Annotated in this window: 18 protein-coding genes; 14 read left to right on the top strand and 4 right to left on the bottom strand. The window is 59.4% G+C overall.

The genetic code is table 11. The features are described 5' to 3' along the window. Window positions 1-3 precede the first annotated feature (3 nt). From ACR3E7_RS03780 to ACR3E7_RS03745, 8 genes are all read left to right on the top strand, one after another. A complete protein-coding gene (locus tag ACR3E7_RS03780) occupies window positions 4-687 on the top strand; it encodes an adenylate kinase (protein ID WP_170788535.1) in 684 nt (227 codons plus the stop codon). Window positions 688-872: 185 nt separating this feature from the next. Beyond that, window positions 873-1,157: a DUF4212 domain-containing protein gene (locus tag ACR3E7_RS03775; RefSeq protein ID WP_170769493.1), complete on the top strand. Its 285-nt coding sequence runs from the start codon at window positions 873-875 to the stop codon at window positions 1,155-1,157. A 15-nt stretch (window positions 1,158-1,172) separates the two neighbouring features. Next, window positions 1,173-2,957, top strand: a complete 1,785-nt coding sequence (locus ACR3E7_RS03770; protein ID WP_170769492.1) for a sodium:solute symporter family protein — start codon at window positions 1,173-1,175, stop codon at window positions 2,955-2,957. Between the two features lie 111 nt (window positions 2,958-3,068). Further along, window positions 3,069-4,892 (top strand): DUF294 nucleotidyltransferase-like domain-containing protein, encoded by a 1,824-nt coding sequence (locus ACR3E7_RS03765; RefSeq protein WP_480502969.1) that lies wholly within the window; start codon window positions 3,069-3,071, stop codon window positions 4,890-4,892. 25 nt (window positions 4,893-4,917) lie between these two features. Then, the gene (locus ACR3E7_RS03760) at window positions 4,918-5,436 is read left to right on the top strand and encodes a hypothetical protein (protein WP_480502971.1); all 519 of its coding nucleotides are present in this window, start codon (window positions 4,918-4,920) and stop codon (window positions 5,434-5,436) included. A gap of 1 nt (window position 5,437) precedes the next feature. Next, the gene (locus tag ACR3E7_RS03755) at window positions 5,438-6,850 is read left to right on the top strand and encodes a 3'-5' exonuclease (protein ID WP_480502972.1); all 1,413 of its coding nucleotides are present in this window, start codon (window positions 5,438-5,440) and stop codon (window positions 6,848-6,850) included. A gap of 89 nt (window positions 6,851-6,939) precedes the next feature. After that, window positions 6,940-7,440: a flavin reductase family protein gene (locus ACR3E7_RS03750; protein ID WP_170788531.1), complete on the top strand. Its 501-nt coding sequence runs from the start codon at window positions 6,940-6,942 to the stop codon at window positions 7,438-7,440. A gap of 51 nt (window positions 7,441-7,491) precedes the next feature. After that, on the top strand, window positions 7,492-8,205 hold the full coding sequence (locus ACR3E7_RS03745; protein ID WP_170788530.1) for a sulfotransferase family 2 domain-containing protein: 714 nt from the start codon (window positions 7,492-7,494) through the stop codon (window positions 8,203-8,205). Here the strand turns inward: ACR3E7_RS03745 and ACR3E7_RS03740 are convergent. The 3 genes from ACR3E7_RS03740 to ACR3E7_RS03730 are packed head-to-tail and all read right to left on the bottom strand — an operon-like array spanning window position 8,194 to window position 10,423. Beyond that, window positions 8,194-8,673, bottom strand: coding sequence for a DUF6505 family protein (locus tag ACR3E7_RS03740; RefSeq protein ID WP_170788529.1), 480 nt, complete (start codon window positions 8,671-8,673; stop codon window positions 8,194-8,196). The genes ACR3E7_RS03745 and ACR3E7_RS03740 overlap by 12 nt on opposite strands. 2 nt (window positions 8,674-8,675) lie before the next feature. After that, entirely contained in the window at window positions 8,676-9,365 is a 690-nt protein-coding gene (locus tag ACR3E7_RS03735) for a biotin/lipoate--protein ligase family protein (RefSeq protein WP_170788528.1), read from the bottom strand. After that, on the bottom strand, window positions 9,362-10,423 hold the full coding sequence (locus ACR3E7_RS03730) for an Mrp/NBP35 family ATP-binding protein (protein WP_170788527.1): 1,062 nt from the start codon (window positions 10,421-10,423) through the stop codon (window positions 9,362-9,364). The genes ACR3E7_RS03735 and ACR3E7_RS03730 overlap by 4 nt, the downstream gene beginning before the upstream one ends. Before the next feature lie 109 nt (window positions 10,424-10,532). On the opposite strand from ACR3E7_RS03730, the gene ACR3E7_RS03725 reads away from it, so the two are divergent. After that, entirely contained in the window at window positions 10,533-11,261 is a 729-nt protein-coding gene (locus ACR3E7_RS03725) for a hypothetical protein (protein WP_480502974.1), read from the top strand. Here ACR3E7_RS03725 and ACR3E7_RS03720 read toward each other — a convergent pair. Continuing rightward, window positions 11,255-13,207, bottom strand: coding sequence for a 4Fe-4S binding protein (locus ACR3E7_RS03720; RefSeq protein ID WP_480502975.1), 1,953 nt, complete (start codon window positions 13,205-13,207; stop codon window positions 11,255-11,257). The two genes, ACR3E7_RS03725 and ACR3E7_RS03720, sit on opposite strands and share 7 nt — an antisense overlap. 263 nt (window positions 13,208-13,470) lie before the next feature. Between ACR3E7_RS03720 and ACR3E7_RS03715 the strand changes: the two genes are divergently transcribed. The 5 genes from ACR3E7_RS03715 (at window position 13,471) to ACR3E7_RS03695 (ending at window position 18,475) form a co-directional block, all read left to right on the top strand. Beyond that, entirely contained in the window at window positions 13,471-14,025 is a 555-nt protein-coding gene (locus ACR3E7_RS03715; protein WP_170769481.1) for a DUF3305 domain-containing protein, read from the top strand. Further along, window positions 14,022-14,606: a DUF3306 domain-containing protein gene (locus tag ACR3E7_RS03710; protein WP_480502976.1), complete on the top strand. Its 585-nt coding sequence runs from the start codon at window positions 14,022-14,024 to the stop codon at window positions 14,604-14,606. The genes ACR3E7_RS03715 and ACR3E7_RS03710 overlap by 4 nt, the downstream gene beginning before the upstream one ends. 4 nt (window positions 14,607-14,610) lie before the next feature. Continuing rightward, window positions 14,611-15,222, top strand: a complete 612-nt coding sequence (locus ACR3E7_RS03705; protein ID WP_480502977.1) for a TorD/DmsD family molecular chaperone — start codon at window positions 14,611-14,613, stop codon at window positions 15,220-15,222. A gap of 63 nt (window positions 15,223-15,285) precedes the next feature. Further along, entirely contained in the window at window positions 15,286-15,474 is a 189-nt protein-coding gene (locus tag ACR3E7_RS03700) for a ubiquinol-cytochrome c reductase iron-sulfur subunit N-terminal domain-containing protein (RefSeq protein WP_353393099.1), read from the top strand. 106 nt (window positions 15,475-15,580) lie between these two features. Beyond that, a complete protein-coding gene (locus tag ACR3E7_RS03695) occupies window positions 15,581-18,475 on the top strand; it encodes a formate dehydrogenase subunit alpha (RefSeq protein ID WP_480502979.1) in 2,895 nt (964 codons plus the stop codon).

The raw sequence follows: 18,475 nt of genomic DNA, 5'->3' as shown, positions 1-18,475 counted from the left end.
ATGATGGACGCTGCCGTTACCACCACCCCCGCTGTTCTGATCCTTCTCGGCCCTCCGGGCGCCGGGAAGGGCACGCAAGCCCGGATGCTGGAAGATAAATTCGGTCTGGTTCAGCTCAGCACCGGCGACCTGCTGCGTGAGGCCGTTGCCGCAGGCACCGAGGCAGGTAAAGCCGCCAAAGCCGTTATGGAAGCGGGCGATCTGGTCAGCGACGAGATCGTCATCGCCATCCTGCGCGACCGAATGGCCAAGCCGGATTGCCAGAAAGGGGTCATCCTTGATGGTTTCCCCCGCACCACCGTTCAGGCCAAGGCGCTGGATGGGCTGCTGGCCACATCGGATCAAAAGATCAGCGCCGCGATTAGTCTTGAGGTTCAGGACGCTGAAATGGTCGCGCGCATTTCGGGCCGTTACACCTGCGCCATGTGTGGAGAAGGCTATCACGACACGTTCAAAGTGCCCGCTGTTGAAGGCAAATGCGACAATTGCGGCGGCACCGAATTCAAGCGTCGCGCGGATGACAACGCGGAAACCGTTGCGTCGCGCCTGTCCGCGTATCACGCGCAGACGGCGCCGCTGATTGACTACTACCGGTCCCAAGGTGTGCTGCAAGGCATTGATGCCATGGGCCAAATCGACGCCATCGCCAACGACCTGCAAGGGCTTGTGCGCGGGGTCATGAGTTAAGGGGAGGAGATAAGCCCAAACCGGGCTTTGATCCTTAAAACAGAATACTTCAATGGACCCGCCTTGGCGGACCAGAGAAGTTTTGCCGGACGTCACGGGGCGTTTGGCACATTCGAGAAGCGGTCCAACGCACTGGAGGAGTTGGGCAACGGGCCGCCAACGAGGTAGCGAAGGAGGAACCCGCAATGGCGGATAACACCACAAACTCCGCGCAGACTGCCGAGGCCGACAAGGGCTATTGGCAGGCCAACCTGCGTCTCATCTACATCAGCCTCGCGATCTGGGCGCTGGTGTCTTTTGGATTCGGCATTCTGCTGCGTCCGCTGCTGTCCGGCATCTCGGTTGGCGGCACCGATCTGGGCTTTTGGTTTGCCCAGCAGGGATCGATCCTGGTCTTTTTGGTGCTGATCTTCAACTACGCCTGGCGCATGAACAAGCTGGACGCCGAACACGGCGTGGAAGAAGACTAAGGGAGAGCGGGGATTATGGATCAGTTTACCATCAACCTGCTGTTTGTTGGCGCGTCCTTTGCGCTATACATCGGCATCGCGATCTGGGCCCGAGCGGGGTCCACATCTGAATTCTACGCCGCTAATCGCGGCGTTCACCCGGTCACCAACGGTATGGCGACTGCGGCGGACTGGATGTCCGCAGCCTCGTTCATCTCGATGGCAGGCCTGATTGCCTTCACCGGCTATGACAACTCGACCTTCCTGATGGGTTGGACCGGTGGCTACGTGCTGCTGGCTCTGCTGCTTGCCCCATACCTGCGTAAGTTCGGCAAGTTCACCGTTTCGGAATTCATCGGCGACCGCTTCTACAGCCAGACTGCCCGTATCGTTGCGGTGATCTGTCTGATCGTTGCGTCGGTTACCTACGTTATCGGCCAGATGACCGGCGTTGGCGTGGCCTTTGGCCGCTTCCTTGAGGTTTCCAACACCTCGGGTCTGCTGATCGGTGCAGCTGTCGTGTTCGCATATGCGGTGTTTGGTGGGATGAAAGGCGTGACCTACACTCAGGTCGCTCAGTACTGCGTTCTGATCACTGCCTATACCATCCCGGCAATCTTCATCTCGCTGCAACTGACCGGCACGCCTGTTCCGGCGCTGGGTCTGTTTGGTGACACTGCAAGCGGTGAGCCCCTGCTGACCAAGCTGGATGCCATCGTGACCGAGTTGGGTTTCAACGAATACACCACCCACCACTCGAACACGCTGAACATGGTGCTGTTCACCCTGTCGCTGATGATCGGTACTGCGGGTCTGCCCCACGTCATCATGCGCTTCTTCACCGTACCGAAAGTGTCTGACGCACGTTGGTCCGCTGGCTGGGCGTTGGTCTTCATCGCGCTGCTGTACCTGACCGCTCCTGCTGTTGGTGCCATGGCCCGTTTGAACATCAGTGAAATGATGTGGCCGAATGGTGGCATCGAAGGTGGCGCTGTTTCGGTTGAACAGATCGACAATGACGCGCGCTATGACTGGATGGCCACGTGGCAGAAAACCGGTCTGCTGGACTGGGAAGACAAGAACGGCGACGGCAAAATCCAGTACTACAATGACAAGTCGGACGCTCTGAACGCGATTGCAGAAGAAAAAGGCTGGGCGGGCAACGAACTGACTAAGTTCAACCGTGACATCCTGGTTCTGGCCAACCCCGAGATCGCCAACCTGCCAGGTTGGGTGATCGGTCTGGTCGCTGCCGGCGGTCTTGCCGCTGCTCTGTCGACCGCTGCGGGCCTGCTGCTCGCAATCTCGTCGGCTGTGTCTCACGACCTGATCAAGGGCGCGATCAACCCGCAGATCTCGGAAAAAGGCGAGCTTCTGTCGGCGCGGATCGCAATGGCAGTCGCCATCGCCGTGGCAACCTGGCTGGGTCTTAACCCTCCGGGCTTCGCGGCGCAGACGGTGGCATTGGCCTTCGGTCTTGCAGCGGCCTCGATCTTCCCGGCGCTGATGATGGGGATCTTCTCGACCCGCATCAACAACACCGGCGCGGTCGCGGGTATGCTGGCTGGTCTGGTCGTCACCTTGGTCTACATTTTCCTGCACAAGGGCTGGCTGTTCATTCCGGGCACCAACTCGTTCACCGATGCTGACCCGCTGCTGGGTCCGATCAAGTCGACCTCGTTCGGCGCGATCGGTGCCATGGTCAACTTTGCCGTCGCCTACTTTGTAGCCGGCGCGACCAAGGAGACCCCGCAGGAGATCAAAGATATGGTCGAAAGCATCCGCATTCCCCGTGGCGCGGGTGCAGCTCAGGATCACTGAGCCCTGATGCGGCCCATTGGCCCATTGCCAAAGGCCGCGTCTTTCGACTGACTACTCCCGCCCGGCACACCACCGGGCGGGATTTTTCAACCCGAAACCGAGGAGTAGCCCATGCCCCTGTCCCATGACGAGATCACCCGGTTTCTGAAATCCGTCCATCCCTATGACGCCCTGCCCCACGACCTGCTGGATTCTGTCGCGCAACAGATCGAGGTCTGGGAGGTCGAAGAGGATTCTCCAATCTATGAGCTGGGCCATACCCTGCCCGGCGTCTTTGTGATTTACGAAGGACAGGTTGAGATCAAGGATGAGAACGACGCCGTGGTCTCTCATCTGGGATTGCGCAATTCCTTTGGCGAACGGGGCCTGTTGAAGGACGGCAAGGCGCTCACCAAGGCCAAAACGCACGCGCCTTCAGTACTGTTGGTTCTGCCGTCTGATCTGGTGCGCACATTGATTGACGGGCATTCGGTTGTCGCAAAGTTCTTTAACCGCACCCGTGATGCGCGCCAGGGCCCGCAAAGTCTGGCGACAAGCGCCATCGACGTGCTGATGGCACACAACCCTGCCACCTGCCCGCCGGACACACTGGTCCGTGAAGCTGCGCAGGCGATGCGGGACAAACATATCTCATCACTTTGCGTGACCGAGGGGGACGCGCTGCGCGGGATCGCCACGTTGCGCGATATCTCGGGCAAGTTCGTGGCCGATGGGATGCCCGGCGACACCCCCATTTCAGCCATCATGACCGCCGATCCCATCACCCTGTCCCCATCCGATATCGGGTCAGACGTTCTGCACATCATGATGGAGCGCGGCATTGGCCATATCCCGATTTCCGAAGGCGGTCGTCTGGTCGGTATAGTGACGCAGACCGACCTGACCCATTATCAGGCCGTCAACTCTGCCGAGTTGGTCCGGCGGATCGCGTCGGCGCAGACCGCCCAGCAGATGGCTGACGTGACCGATGAAATCCCGCAGCTTCTGGTACAGCTCGTCGCCGCCGGGAACCGACATGAGATCGTCACACGCCTGATCACCGATATCGCGGATACGGCGACGCGTCGATTGTTACTGTTGGCGGAAGCCAAACTTGGCCCCCCGCCAGTGCCCTATCTGTGGCTGGCTTGCGGATCGCAAGGTCGACAAGAACAGACAGGCGTGTCGGATCAAGACAATTGCCTGATGCTGGATGACAGCGTGTCCGAAGGGGACATGTCCTATTTCCACGCGCTGGCCAAATTCGTCTCAGATGGGCTGGACACTTGTGGGTATTTCTATTGCCCCGGCGACATGATGGCGACGAACCCGCGCTGGTGCCAGCCGGTGCGCGTCTGGCGCGACTATTTCAAGGGCTGGATCGCCAAGCCTGACCCTGAGGCGCAGATGCTGGCTTCGGTCATGTTCGACCTGCGCCCTATCGGCGGCGCTTTCCACCTGTTCGACGACCTGCAAGCCGATACGCTGACTGCCGCGCGTTCGAATTCGATCTTCGTGGCGCATATGATCTCGAACTCACTGAAACACACACCGCCCCTTGGCCTGCTGCGCGGCTTTGCCACCATCCGGTCAGGTGAGCACCGCAACACGCTGGATTTAAAACATAACGGCGTTGTGCCAGTGGTCGATCTGGCGCGGATTTACAGCCTGCAAGGCAAACTGCCCGAGGCCAATACCCGCGCGCGGCTGAAAGCGGCAGGATCGGCAGGTATCCTCAGTGCGTCCGGCGCGCGGGATCTGCTGGACGCCTATGACCTGATCGCTGAAACAAGGCTGGAACATCAGGTGCGTCTTGTGAAAGGCGACAAGAAACCGGATAACTTCCTGCCGCCATCGGACCTGTCTGACTTTGAGCGAAGTCATCTACGCGACGCGTTTGTCGTGATAAAAACGATGCAATCAGCGGTTGGCCACGGAAAAGGAATGCTGGGGTAAACCGGCTGGAAATGGGAGAGACAGAATGTTCCTCGAACTGATCGCCACCATCTTTGCAGGCATTGCATTCGCCGGCGTGGTGATGGTGATAAACAAATTTACCGGCGGTCGTCTGCCCAAATGGGTCGCGCCGGTCGCTGCAGGGCTTGGGATGATCGGAATGACGATCTCGAGCGAGTATTCGTGGTACGACCGCACCAAAGACACACTGCCCGACGGGATGACCGTGGTGCAAGAGGTCGAAAGCCGCGCGCTATACCGTCCCTGGACCTATGCGGTACCCTTCGTGAACCGGTTTGCGGCGATTGACACCGTCTCGGTCCGCACAAACGAACAAGTGCCGGAACAGCGGCTAGTTGACCTCTATTTCTTTGGCCGCTGGGCACCTATTTCTGTAGTGCCCGTGGCGGTCGATTGCGCGCAAAACCTGCGCGCCAATCTAGCCGACGGGGCAGAGTTCGGGGCTGATGGGCAGCTTGTGAATGCCGACTGGATCACCGGCACAACCGACGACCCCATCATCGAGGCCACCTGCGGAGTGTAACATGCTGACCCGGCTAAGCCTGCGCCTACGTATCTTCCTGTTCTTCTGCCTGCTGGCCGTTGGCGGAGTAGTCGTCAGCGCACTGGCACTGTGGATCAGTTACCGCCGCGTGGCCGACCCGGACCTGATCAACGCGTTCATTTTTGCTGAAGTCATCATGGGTTTCGGCTTCGTTGCACTGATCGTTGCCGTCTGGCTTTTGTTCGATGACAACGTCGCCAAACCGATCGAGCGTCTGTCAGCGGAACTGCGGGCGCGTGCTCATGCGGGTGTCAGCTCGGACATGGACATGCAGGCCGCGCGCTATCTGGGCGATCTGGCCCCTGCGGCTGCAGGTCTAGCTGATCAGCTTTCAGAAAAGACCCTGAGTGTGGCCGAAGCCGTCGCGGCCGAAACCGCACATTTGGCCGCTGAAAAGCAACGATTGACCGCTTTGCTGACTGATATCCCGGTGGCCATGCTGCTGGCCAGTCCGACCCATAAGATCGTTCTTTATGATGGACAGGCGGCCGAGGTTCTGGCTCAGATTTCACATCCCCGCCTGAACGCGGCACTGTCGGAATATTTTCAACCTGAACCGCTGGAACATGCCTATGCCAAACTGGTCAAAACTGGGATCGAGGTCAGCTGCACGCTGACAAGCACCGACGGCACCCAGTCATTTGCGACCCGCATGAAGCCCTTGGGTGATGCGCCCGGATACATGCTGATATTCGATGACAGCGTCGCCAATATCGCGCCCGAAGCCTCACGCCCGCTGGTCTATGATTTCGCACTGATGAACTCGGAAGCCAACCGCGCGCTTGAGACGCTGGAACTGCGAGACCTGTGTTTTGTCGTCTTCGACACCGAGACCACAGGTCTATTGCCGCACAAGGATGAGATCGTGCAAATCGGCGCTGTTCGGGTGGTGAATGGTCGGATCATCGAAGGCGAACAGTTGGATATGCTGGTTGATCCGGAGATGCCAATCCCGCCGGCCTCGACCAAGGTGCATAAAGTGACGAATGCCATGGTCCAGGATGCGCCCAAGATTGCCGAGGCAGGCCGCGTGTTCCATCAATTCGCGCGGGACGCCGTGATCGTGGCCCACAATGCGCCCTTCGACATGGCCTTTTTGCGCCGCCATGCCAACCAGATGAGCGTCGCATGGGATCACCCCATTCTGGACACGGTCTTGCTGTCCGCCGTGCTGTTCGGGGCCAGCGACAAACACACACTGGACGCGCTGTGTGAGAGGCTGGATATCACCATTCCGGACGCTTTGCGTCACACCGCCTTGGGCGACGCCGTCGCCACGGCTGAGGCTCTGGTTCGTATGCTGCCCATGTTACAAGCGCGCGGCATGAACACGTTCGGTGCGGTTATCGAGGCGACGCGTCAGCATGGGCGCTTGCTGGAAGACCTGAACTAAGCTGGAAAATAAATCGGTTAAACACAGCTTTTCGTGGACAATCCCACCGGGTCGTGGCACCTGAGGCCCGGCCACTGAACGAGCGCGCAATGACGGAAACGACCTTTACCCCTACCCCGGATCAAAGCACCGCCTTCCGCGAGGCGTTGGGCTGTTTCGGAACTGGTGTCACAGTCGTTACTACCCACACCGAATTGGGTCCACGTGCGATCACGGTGAACTCGTTCTCCTCGGTCTCGCTGGACCCGCCTTTGGTGTTATGGTGTCTGGCAAAGGATTCCAACCGGTTCGGTGCGTTTCATGACTGCCAGCACTATTCAATCCACGTTATGGCGCAAGATCAGCAGGATCAGGCGCTGAAATTCGCCCGTGACGGCGCGGATTTTTCCCACGCGGATTGGGCGCCGGACCACGCCAACCGCCCGCAACTGTCGAATTGCCTTGCCCGCTTTGACTGCCAACTTCACGCCCGGTACGAGGCCGGAGACCACCTGATCCTGATCGGAGAGGTCGAAAAAGTCATGTATCGCACTGGAAAAGGATTGATTTTCAAACGCGGTCAATTTGGCGGTTTTGCTGACCTGATTTAGTTTATTTTATGTATTCACTTATTGCGATCTAATATCGTACAACCCCGTACAATGATTGGAAGCAAGAAGAAAATCGTCTTTGTCCACATCCCCAAAACCGGCGGAAGTTCGGTTGCATGGGCGTTGCGAAAAGAATTTGACCGACCAAATCCCCTTCAGCGGTCGCTCAAAAGCCTCGACAAGAGGACTTTAAATACCGGGCTTTACCCAAAGTCGAAATTCCAACCTCTTCCAGTCCATGCGAAGGCGACAGACTACGTCCAGCATTTGGGTGACAGATATTGGGAAATGCATTCGCTCGCCTTTGTTCGGAACCCGTTCGACCTCCAGATTTCGTTGTTCAGCTATATACAGCAGACCGATATTCACCCCTTGCATAACGCGATTAAGGACATCAGTTTTCGAGAGTTTATTATTGAGTATTGTGGGACCGAATGTTCGCCAAACTGTCAATCGTCGTATGTGTTGGACCCGCAGGACCGCTGCATCGTCGGTACTGTTGGGCGTTTGGAAAACCTAAACGCTGATTTCCGGTCTTTTTGCTCCGAGATCGGCGTAAACGCGACATTGGACCATGAAAACAAGTCCAAGCGATCACGTAGAATCGCCGAGTACTACGACCCGGAACTAACAGAAATGGTCATCAATGCGTTTCGCCCGGATTTCGATTTGTTAGGTTACAGCACCGATCCGCATGACTTGTCCTATGCGCAGATGAAACTGGCCCAGCACCCTAGACTGCAACCGCATTTGTCAGTCGTCTAGCGAGCCATGTACGGCCAACGCCTCAAGCTGGGTTTCCTGCGGGGTGATGATGCGGAAAGCCTCATGCACACCGGTCTCGGATAGTTCACGGGCAACGGTCAGCAGGGTGTTGGGCGCATGTTCTTCGCACAGCTCGGACATATGGGTGATCTCTGATTGCGCCACGCCCAAGGCGGCTTCGACCGAAGGTGCGCCATAGAACTGCACGAAATGCTCGGCCAGGTTCTGCGCAATCTGGTCGATCTCGGAGGGTTCCACCTGCGTCACGGCCACGAATGTCACCCGGCCAAAGGTCTCAACGCCCAACCAACCGTTCGAGAACGCCTGCCGGGCCTTGCCCTCAAGATCGCCCTCGCCCCAGTTCGAAAACTCGAACCCGCCCGAGATACACCACTCGCCCGTGCGGGCCGGGGAATGAAATACGTTCATGTCGCTTTCGTCGAAATGGATCGCGCGGGCCAGTTTCATCTTTAGTTCTCCAGTAGATCCGTCAAGGGGCGCAGGGTTGTTTCGGCACCGTCGCGGATCAGCATTCCGAACCGCTCGTCGGCGCCCAGAAAGACACCTGTGTCATAGGGTTCGCCCACCCCGCGTAGCAGCCCCATCCATTCGGCGTGTAGCGGCGCATTTCCGTCTTCTTGCCAGCGGTTGAGCCATGTCAGCATGTGCCGCGACCAGCTTTCGACCAGTTGAGTCGGCGATACCTCGGCGCAGCCTTCGTCATAAAGCGCTGTGATATCTGGATTTTCGCCAGGCGCTTCGCTGGTTTGTATCAGCGCCAGTTCCCAGCCCACGATCAGCCAGTCGGGTTCGGCCTCGGGCAAGGCAGCCGAGGCCGCGACCTGAAACATCCCGCACTTGGCCCCGTTCACACAGATCGGACCATCCCAGTCCAGATGCACCGCAACCTCGGGCGGTGCAAGGGCGCCAAGGGCGTTTTGAAAGCCCACGGCGCACAGAGGCAGCATCGCCATCGCGTCCTGAAGCGGAACCTCAGGTGCAAAGACGATAGCCACACGCAGGCGGTCCGCCTGAATGTTGTAGACCACCGTTCCCGCGTCGCAGCCCAACGCGGCCATGGCTTGCGCGCGCTGAAACGGATCCTCGCCGCCTTGCACCGGGTGGCCGACAAGCAGCGGAGGGAACACGGGTTCCGTCATGCGCTGCCCTTAGCAATCAGGTCGCGGGCGATTTTGCGGAACGCGTCGGCCTGCGGGCTGTCGGGTTTGCTGACCACGATGGGCGCGCCTCCGTCCGCTGCCACGCGAATGTCCAGATGCAGAGGGATTTCCCCCAGCAGCGGAACACCCAGCGATTCAGCCTCGGACGCCACACCGCCATGGCCGAACACATGTTCCTCATGCCCGCAATTCGAGCAAATATGCGTGGACATGTTCTCGATCATGCCGACGATGGGCGTTTTCAACTGGTTGAACATGTCGATCCCCTTGCGGGCATCGATCAAGGCGACGTCCTGCGGGGTCGAGACAACGATTGCGCCGTCTACCTGGAACTTTTGGCTCAGTGTAAGTTGCACATCACCGGTGCCGGGCGGAAGGTCAACGATCAGCACATCCAGCGCGCCCCACTGCACCTGGTTCATCATCTGCTGCAACGCGCCCATCAACATCGGACCTCGCCAGACAACCGCCTGCCCTTCGTTGGTCATCAGCCCCATCGACATCATGGTAACGCCGTGGTTGCGCAGCGGCAGGATCGTCTTTCCATCGGGGCTGGCCGGACGACCCGAGACGCCCAGCATCCGAGGCTGCGATGGGCCATAGACATCCGCGTCCAACAGACCCACGCGCCGTCCCTCAGCGGCCAGCGCGCAGGCAAGGTTCGCAGATACGGTGGATTTGCCGACCCCACCCTTGCCCGAAGCAACAGCGATGATCCGATCCACACCGGCCACTGGTTGAGGCCCGGTTTGCGCCGGTTTCGGCTTGGGTTTCAGATCCGGCGGCGCCTTGTCGGAATGCGCGGTCAGCATGGCCGAAACCTTGGCAACGCCATCCACCATCTGCGCGGCCTGCTCGGCCGTGGCGCGCACCGGCTCCATCTTGTCGGCGTGCTTAGGATCGATCTCCATCACAAAGCGTACGGCGTCGCCTTCGACGTTCAGCGCGCGCACGATACCAGCGCTGACAATGTCCTGACCCGACACCGGATCGGTGATCTTCTTGAGGTTCGCCAGAACCGCGTCACGAACACTCATGCCTGTAACCCTTTGATTTTCCCAACCATGTGGCTGCTGTTCATTGCATGTGTCTCCGTCTCATTCTGTTTATTTGACGCAATTGGGGCGCTGCCGCTAGGCTGACCCCATGCGCGTACTCCTTTTGTGCCTGAGCCTGACGCTCACCGCCACCCCCTCTTGGTCGCAAGAGGCGCTCGGGCTGACTGCCCCGCCCGAAGTTGCCGACTCTGGCCTGTTGCAACATATTCTTCCCCGCTTTTCTCTCAAGACCGGGATACGGGTTATTGCCGATGACGCGGGCGTTTTGGTGTTGGAAAGCGGCCCTCCGGGTGATCCTGTCTTTGCCCGCGATGGGGTGATATACCACCTGCGCATCGGGGACGACACCAAACACGAACGGTTCCGCGACTGGCTGCTGTCGGATATCGGCAAACGCACGGTCGAAGGGTTCGCCCCCGTCAATGGCACGCCGTTTTCGGCCGAGTTCGAGATCGCCGCCGTGCAGGAAGAAACCGTGATCGACGGCGATGCCCTGTTGGGCGAGGAACTGTCGATGACCCATTGCGGGCGATGCCACGTGATCGGCCCACAAAACCGCATGAACGGGCTGGGCTCGACGCCATCCTTTGCCGTACTGCGTGCGATGCCGGACTGGTCGGAACGGTTCGAGGCGTTTTTTGCCCTGAACCCGCATCCGGCCTTTACCCAGATCGACGGGCTGACACCGCCCTTCGACCCGGAACGCCCCTCGCCCATTCATCCGGTCGAGATAACGCTGGACGAGCTGGATGCGATATTGGCCTTTGTCTCGGTCATTCGCGCCGCTGATCTGGGCGCTCCGCTGCAACTTCAGTGATCCTTCCTTTTTGAGAAGTAGTCCTCGGTCGTGACCACCTTCGGGCGCGGCGCGGATTGGAACGGATTGTCCTGATGTTGAAACTGCGCGTTCACTCGGCAATTGTCGCACATCTGGATCATCCGCGCCTGCTCCGAGGTGGCGAACATTGGATGCGTGCCCGACAGCTTCTCCATGATCCGTTCGACAGTGGATTTAACGCCGAACAGCGCGCCGCATTCGACACAGGCAAAGGGCTCTTCCTCGTTCAACACCTGCTGAGACAAGGCGGCATCGCTCAGGTCCAGTTGCGGGACCAGCGTGATCGCGTCCTCGGGGCAGATTGTTCGGCACATGCCGCATTGCAAACAAGCATCCTGCTGGAAGTTCAGCTGCGGCATATCCGGGTTGTCGATCAGCGCCCCCGACGGGCAGAGCGACACGCAACTCAGACACAGCGTGCAACTGTCTGTATTCACGGCCACCGCGCCGTAAGGCGCATCTTCGGGCAATGGCAGCGGAGCATCGGCCTGTGGATTAAGCGCCTGCGCGGCCAAGCGTGCGATTTGACGCCGATTTCCCAAGGGCAGCACCGTGTCGGCCAAAGGTGCTGGAACATCCTGACCATATAGCTGATCGGACATAGCGTCCGGGTCCGCTTCATCAATCAGGCCCAGCTTGCCCACGCCTGCGATGGCCTCGGCCAATGCCAGTTCCCTGTCCAATGCATCCCGCTCAGTCGTTGGCGCCAGCAGCACATCCACACGGGCAAATCCATGGGCCAGCGCGGCCAGCATTTCGGAATGGCCAAAGCCCGAGATCACATTCAGTTCCAATGGAATCACGTCGGCAGGCAGACCACGACCAAAGCGGGCGGACAGTCGGATCATTTCAGCCCCGTGGGCATCATGAACCAGCAGCCGGGGCGCTTGTCCCTCGGCCCGTCTATAAGTGCGCGCCAGAATGTGCATCCGGGACAAAAGTGCTGCAACCGGCGGGTCTTCGTAGGTGATCGCTGTCGAGGGGCAGACCGCAGCGCATCCTCCGCATCCGGCGCAGATCATAGGGTCGATTGACACGTGTTCGCCCGCAGAGGTGATCGCACCGGTTGGACAGATGTCCAGGCAGTTAGAACACCCTACCTGTTCGGCGCGGGAATGGGCGCAGAGAGTTTCCTCCATCCGAACATAAAGCGGTTTTTCAAAGGTGCCGACCAGTTGCGCCGCTTCAAAGGCCAGACGTTCTACAGCGACGGTATCCTTGGGATCGGCCCTCAGATACCCTTCGCGCTTGGCGGGGGCCTGCACGAAAGGCGTGTCCCCGGTCAGGTCCAGAACGATATCGCAGGATGAGCCCGCCCCGTCGCGCGGTTCCGACCATGCAAAGGCTCCGCGTCCGCCGGGTTCTAACTGTTGCAGCGCATCCAGCCGCAGGGAAAATCCACCCAAAGCACCGGTCAGCGACCGAACACGCCCGCGCACCACATCGTAGGCCCGCGACATCGGCTCGCTATCGTCGGTGCTGAGGACCGTGACGGCCAAGGTCGACGACAGGCGCTCGGCCAGATCAAACGCAACTGCACCGGGGCCGATGATAAAACACGTGCCTTCGCTGACGACATCCACGCTGGGCGTGATCGGCTGCGGCAACAGCGCCTCGGCAGCCAGCGCTGCCATCTTGGGGGCGGCATCAGCGCCTTCATCCGACCATCCCGCGCGGTCTCGTAGATCGACGAAACCTGGGGCCTCGACCCCAAGCTCTTCGGCCAGGTTGCGAAAGACTTCCTGCTCTTGCCCACAGGCGACAATCACGTCACCGTCCTGCATAAACTTCGCAGCTGTCTCCAATTCGCGCGTACACAGCGCCATGTGGACCTTGGAACATGTCGCATCGCAAGCGGACGCAATCTTGTCTGCGTCCACGCGCTGAGTGCCCGCGCAGTCGCATAATAGTAGTTTGGTGCTCATATCCCCTCCCCGGATGTCGCGCCATCTCACAGCACAGTAGGCTGTATTCAGGGGACGGCAATGTAAACCCCATCGCAAACACGCCAAATCCAACCCCCGGACGCGCTAAACAACCCTGTTTTTCTACCGGGGAACAAGGCCCCTCACGAACTCGCTATCACCGTATGCGACTAAAGTCGTAGTGCTTGGGCTTGGCAGAAGATCATTTTGTGTACCATAGTGGACATGGGGAAGGCAGGGGAGAGCCTTCGGGGGAGGAATACGTGGCGAAGGCCGCTCATCAAATTGAAATGCCAATTGGCGTCGTCGTGCGCAAAACGCCCGGAGTCACTCGCTGGGCGAAATGGAACTGGCGCGCCGTCGCGGTTTTGCCCGGCGCCGGTCCTGCGGACTGGCACGAAATGCGCCGTGAAGGGGAGGCTGTAGAATACCACGCAGCAACCCTGCCCCTGACGTTGTGGGCGGATGAGACCGAGGCGTATATGGTCAACCTGTCCGACGGCACGCCCTCGATATACCTTGTGCTGCGCGATGCGCTGGACGGGCAGCGCCCGATGGATGCTGTGCTGGTCACAGCCTCACCCTATGAAGGACAGGATTACGCGGATACCGGTGAAGAGATTGTCGAGAAAATTCCAATGACCGACGGGCTGATCGCCTGGGTGCGGGATTTCGCTTTGGAACATCACCGCGATGAAGTCTTCGTTAAACGCAAGCGCGACAAGAAACGCACTGATCTGGTCGAAGATGGCAAAGGCGATGCGCGCATCCGACAAACGTCTGATGTTTACCGCGCCCCGCGGAGGATCATCCAATGACCGAAGCCCGCGATTTCTGGTCCCGCCGCAAAGCCGCCGTTCAGGCCGAGGCTGAGGCCGAAGTAATCGCAGCCGAAGAACAGGTGATCGCAGATCAGCGCGCCGAGCTGGAAGAAAAAACCGACGCCGAGATTCTGGCCGAGCTCAACCTCCCCGATCCCGATCAGTTGCAAGCTGGTGACGATGTCTCGGGCTTTATGGCCAAAGCTGTCCCCGATCGTCTTCGCCGCCGCGCCCTGCGCAGGTTGTGGCGACTGAACCCGGTATTGGCCAATGTAGACGGCTTGGTGGATTATGGTGAGGACTACACCGATGCGGCCTGTGTGATCGAAAACCTTCAGACCGCCTATCAGGTCGGCAAGGGTATGCTTGCTCATGTCGAAGCGCTGGCCGCCAAGGCCGAAGCCGAGGCGGAAGATTCCGATATCGAGGTCGAGGCCGAGGAACCTCAGCCAGAACCCGAAGAAATCGACCTGCCCGACCCAGAGCCCGTTCTCGTGGCGGAAATAGAACCTAACGCGCCAGAGGAGGCGGAAGTCGCCCCTGCCCCGCGCCGCATGAAATTTGAATTCGAAGGATAACCGAATGACCGCAAGTGAAGCGCAACAGATGGATGTCTCGGCCGAGGATCGCCTGCGCGCGGATTTCTACAACTTTCTGGGCCTGCTGCTGGCCGGTCCGCCAGATCAGATGCTTCTGGACCAGATGGTGGGTCTCAGCGGCGATGACAGCGATCTGGGTCAGGCTATTCAGGCAATGGCTCGGGTGGCCAAAGTCACCAAACCTGCGTCTGCTGAACGTGAGTTCAATGCCTTGTTCATCGGTTTGGGACGCGGAGAGCTTCTGCCCTATGCCAGCTTTTACCTAACCGGATTCCTGAACGAGAAACCATTGGCTCAGCTGCGCAATGACATGGCTGTGCGCGGTATCACGCGGGCGAAAAACGTCTATGAACCCGAAGACAACATCGCCTCGTTGATGGAGATGATGGCGGGTATGATCGTCGGCCGGTTCGGCGCGCCCGCGTCTTTGGAGGACCAGAAAGCGTTCTGGAACAAACATATCGGCCCTTGGGCCACGCATTTCTATTCGGATTTGGAAGGCGCCGAGAACTCGGTCCTCTATGCCTCAGTCGGCACTGCCGGTCGGGTCTTTATGGAGATCGAGCGCGAAGCTTTCCGAATGTCGGCAGCGTGAGACGTTGTCATTCGCCAGCGTCCCTTGCGGGGCGTTAAACTGCAAATGGGAAAGGAGACACCCATGAGCAAGACCAAGGAAGAAGGCGCAACCCGCCGCGACTTCCTCAAACTGGCCGGAACCGCAGCACCCGCTGCTGTCGCCGCTGCCAGCCTGACCGGAAAGGCCGAGGCAGCCGAGCTGCCCACGGACGAAACCCGGATGCAGGACACCGCGCATACGCGCGCATATCTGGAAAGCACCCGGTTCTAGAATCGGACGTTTTCAACACCCGACAGACGGTTGCGATTGGCCCTGACGTCGGTTTTGCGAAGTACCAAGCAGCCGTGGCTTACGCGGCACGCAAGGGAGGAAAGTAATGCTTAGGAAAAAGACCAACGGGGTTGCGAGACGCCCCCAGCGGACAAGTATCCTGTCCCAGGTCGGCGAGAAAACCGTCGATCGCCGCGCATTTCTGCGTGGCTCGGGCCTGACGATCGGCGGCCTTGCCGCGATCAGCGCCACGGGTGGAACCGTGACGCCAGCCAGCGCCCAGACAGCGGCCAATCAGGCCGTAGAAAACATCAAATCCGTATGCACCCACTGCTCGGTGGGCTGTACAGTCGTTGCCGAAGTGCAGAACGGTGTCTGGGTCGGGCAAGAACCCGGCTGGGACAGCCCGTTCAACCTGGGTGCACACTGCGCCAAGGGGGCATCGGTCCGCGAGCACGCCCATGGCGAGCGCCGCCTGAAGTACCCGATGAAAAAGGAAGGCGGAGAGTGGAAGCGCATCAGCTGGGAACAGGCGATCGACGAGATCGGCGACGGCATGATGAACATCCGCCAAGAATCCGGGCCGGACAGCGTGTACTGGCTGGGTTCTGCGAAACACAATAACGAACAGGCCTATCTGTTCCGCAAGTTCGCCGCCTACTGGGGCACGAACAACGTGGACCACCAGGCCCGTATCTGCCACTCGACCACTGTTGCGGGCGTTGCGAATACATGGGGCTACGGCGCCATGACCAACTCGTACAACGACATGCACAACAGCCGGGCCATCTTCATCATCGGTGGTAACCCGGCCGAGGCGCACCCCGTCTCGCTGCTGCATATCCTGCGTGCGAAAGAGCAGAACAACGCCCCTCTGATCGTCTGCGATCCGCGCTTTACGCGCACCGCGGCCCACGCGGATGAATATGTCCGTTTCCGCCCCGGTACTGACGTCGCATTGGTCTGGGGTATCCTGTGGCACATCTTCGAAAACGGTTGGGAGGACAAAGAGTTCATCCGCACCCGTGTCTGGGGTATGGACCAGATCCGCGAAGAGGTTGCCAAGTGGACCCCGGATGAGGTTGAGCGCGTTACCGGTACGCCTGGCTCGCAGCTGCGTCGCGTCGCCCGGACAATGGTGAACAACCGTCCCGGCACCGTTGTATGGTGCATGGGTGGTACACAGCACACGAACGGCAACAACAACACCCGCGCCTATTGCGTGCTTCAGCTTGCGCTTGGCAACATGGGCACATCGGGCGGTGGCACCAACATCTTCCGCGGCCACGACAACGTGCAGGGCGCAACAGACCTTGGTGTTCTGTCCCATACCCTGCCCGGCTACTATGGCCTCTCCGCAGGTGCATGGGGTCACTGGAGCCGCGTCTGGGGTGAAGATCTGGATTGGCTGAAAGGTCAGTTCGCCACGATCAAGGACAAGGAAGGCAAGGATAAGCCGCTCATGAATGAGCGTGGCATCCCGGTTTCCCGCTGGATCGATGGTGTTCTGGAAGACCCGGCCAACATGGATCAGGACAACAACGTTCGTGCCATGGTTCTGTGGGGCCACGCGCCCAACTCGCAGACCCGGATGACGGAAATGAAGACGGCGATGGAGAAGCTGGACATGCTGGTCGTGATCGACCCGTATCCCACCGTCTCGGCTGTTCTGCATGACCGCACCGACGGTGTCTACCTGTTGCCTGCCTGTACGCAGTTCGAAACACGTGGTTCGGCCACGGCATCGAACCGGTCGCTGCAGTGGCGCGACAAGGTGGTTGATCCGCTGTTCGAAAGCTTGCCGGACGAGGTCATCATGGCCAAGTTCGCCAACAAGTTCGGCTGGGCGGACCGCTTCTTCCGTAATATCGAGATGGAAGATGCCGAGACCCCGAATGTTGAAAGCATCACGCGTGAATTCAACTCGGGCCTCTGGACCATCGGCTATACCGGGCAGTCGCCGGAACGTCTGAAAAGCCACATGGCCAACCAGCACACGTTCGACAGAACCACGCTGCAAGCCATCGGTGGACCAAACGACGGCGAGTATTACGGACTACCGTGGCCCTGCTGGGGTACGCCGGAAATGGGTCATACAGGGACTCCAAACCTCTATGACATGTCCAAGCCGGTGGCCGAAGGCGGCCTGACTTTCCGCGCCCGTTTCGGTGTGGAACGCGATGGTGACAACCTGCTGGCCGAAGGGGTCTATAGCGTTGGATCGGAAATTCAGGATGGTTATCCGGAATTCACGATGCAGATGCTGATGGATCTTGGCTGGGATGGCGATCTGACCGCCGAGGAACGCGCGGCGATTGACGCTGTTGCGGGTCCTGAAACCAACTGGAAGACCGACCTCTCCGGCGGTATCCAGCGGGTTGCGATCAAGCATGGCTGTGCGCCCTTCGGGAACGCCAAAGCCCGCGCGGTTGTCTGGACCTTCCCGGATCCGATTCCGCTGCATCGCGAGCCGCTCTATACCAACCGGCGCGATCTGGTGGAGGACTATCCGACCTACGAGGACCGTCAAGCCTATCGTCTGCCCACTCTTTATGCTTCGATCCAAAAGAACGACTTTTCAAAGGATTACCCAATAATCCTGACGTCTGGTCGTCTGGTCGAATATGAAGGTGGCGGTGATGAGACACGGTCCAACCCGTGGCTGGCCGAACTTCAGCAGGACATGTTCGTCGAGATAAATCCGCGCGATGCCAATAACCTTGGCATTCGGGACGGATCACAGGTCTGGGTCGAAGGTCCTGAGGGCGGAAAGGTCAAGGTGATGGCGATGCTGACCAACAGGGTTGGCGCCGGCGTGGCCTTTATGCCGTTCCACTTTGGCGGTCATTTCCAGGGCGAGGACCAGCGGCACAAATACCCCGCAGGTGCTGACCCCTATGTCTTGGGCGAAAGTTCTAACACCGCCCAGACCTATGGCTACGATTCAGTAACCCAGATGCAGGAGACCAAATGTACTCTCTGCAAGATCTCGGCAGCGTAA

It is taken from the genome of Ruegeria sp. BK1, from assembly GCF_056535645.1.
This window is presented reverse-complemented; position numbering and strand designations above follow the sequence as displayed.

Coding starts and splice junctions, on each gene's coding strand:
- ACR3E7_RS03695 (WP_480502979.1), top strand. CDS start 15,581: ATGCTTAGGAAAAAGACCAACGGGGTTGCGAGACGCCCCCAGCGGACA.
- ACR3E7_RS03750 (WP_170788531.1), top strand. CDS start 6,940: ATGACGGAAACGACCTTTACCCCTACCCCGGATCAAAGCACCGCCTTC.
- ACR3E7_RS03770 (WP_170769492.1), top strand. CDS start 1,173: ATGGATCAGTTTACCATCAACCTGCTGTTTGTTGGCGCGTCCTTTGCG.
- ACR3E7_RS03760 (WP_480502971.1), top strand. CDS start 4,918: ATGTTCCTCGAACTGATCGCCACCATCTTTGCAGGCATTGCATTCGCC.
- ACR3E7_RS03700 (WP_353393099.1), top strand. CDS start 15,286: ATGAGCAAGACCAAGGAAGAAGGCGCAACCCGCCGCGACTTCCTCAAA.
- ACR3E7_RS03755 (WP_480502972.1), top strand. CDS start 5,438: ATGCTGACCCGGCTAAGCCTGCGCCTACGTATCTTCCTGTTCTTCTGC.
- ACR3E7_RS03710 (WP_480502976.1), top strand. CDS start 14,022: ATGACCGAAGCCCGCGATTTCTGGTCCCGCCGCAAAGCCGCCGTTCAG.
- ACR3E7_RS03720 (WP_480502975.1), bottom strand. CDS start 13,207: ATGAGCACCAAACTACTATTATGCGACTGCGCGGGCACTCAGCGCGTG.
- ACR3E7_RS03740 (WP_170788529.1), bottom strand. CDS start 8,673: ATGAAACTGGCCCGCGCGATCCATTTCGACGAAAGCGACATGAACGTA.
- ACR3E7_RS03725 (WP_480502974.1), top strand. CDS start 10,533: ATGCGCGTACTCCTTTTGTGCCTGAGCCTGACGCTCACCGCCACCCCC.
- ACR3E7_RS03705 (WP_480502977.1), top strand. CDS start 14,611: ATGACCGCAAGTGAAGCGCAACAGATGGATGTCTCGGCCGAGGATCGC.
- ACR3E7_RS03735 (WP_170788528.1), bottom strand. CDS start 9,365: ATGACGGAACCCGTGTTCCCTCCGCTGCTTGTCGGCCACCCGGTGCAA.
- ACR3E7_RS03775 (WP_170769493.1), top strand. CDS start 873: ATGGCGGATAACACCACAAACTCCGCGCAGACTGCCGAGGCCGACAAG.
- ACR3E7_RS03765 (WP_480502969.1), top strand. CDS start 3,069: ATGCCCCTGTCCCATGACGAGATCACCCGGTTTCTGAAATCCGTCCAT.
- ACR3E7_RS03730 (WP_170788527.1), bottom strand. CDS start 10,423: ATGAGTGTTCGTGACGCGGTTCTGGCGAACCTCAAGAAGATCACCGAT.
- ACR3E7_RS03780 (WP_170788535.1), top strand. CDS start 4: ATGGACGCTGCCGTTACCACCACCCCCGCTGTTCTGATCCTTCTCGGC.
- ACR3E7_RS03745 (WP_170788530.1), top strand. CDS start 7,492: ATGATTGGAAGCAAGAAGAAAATCGTCTTTGTCCACATCCCCAAAACC.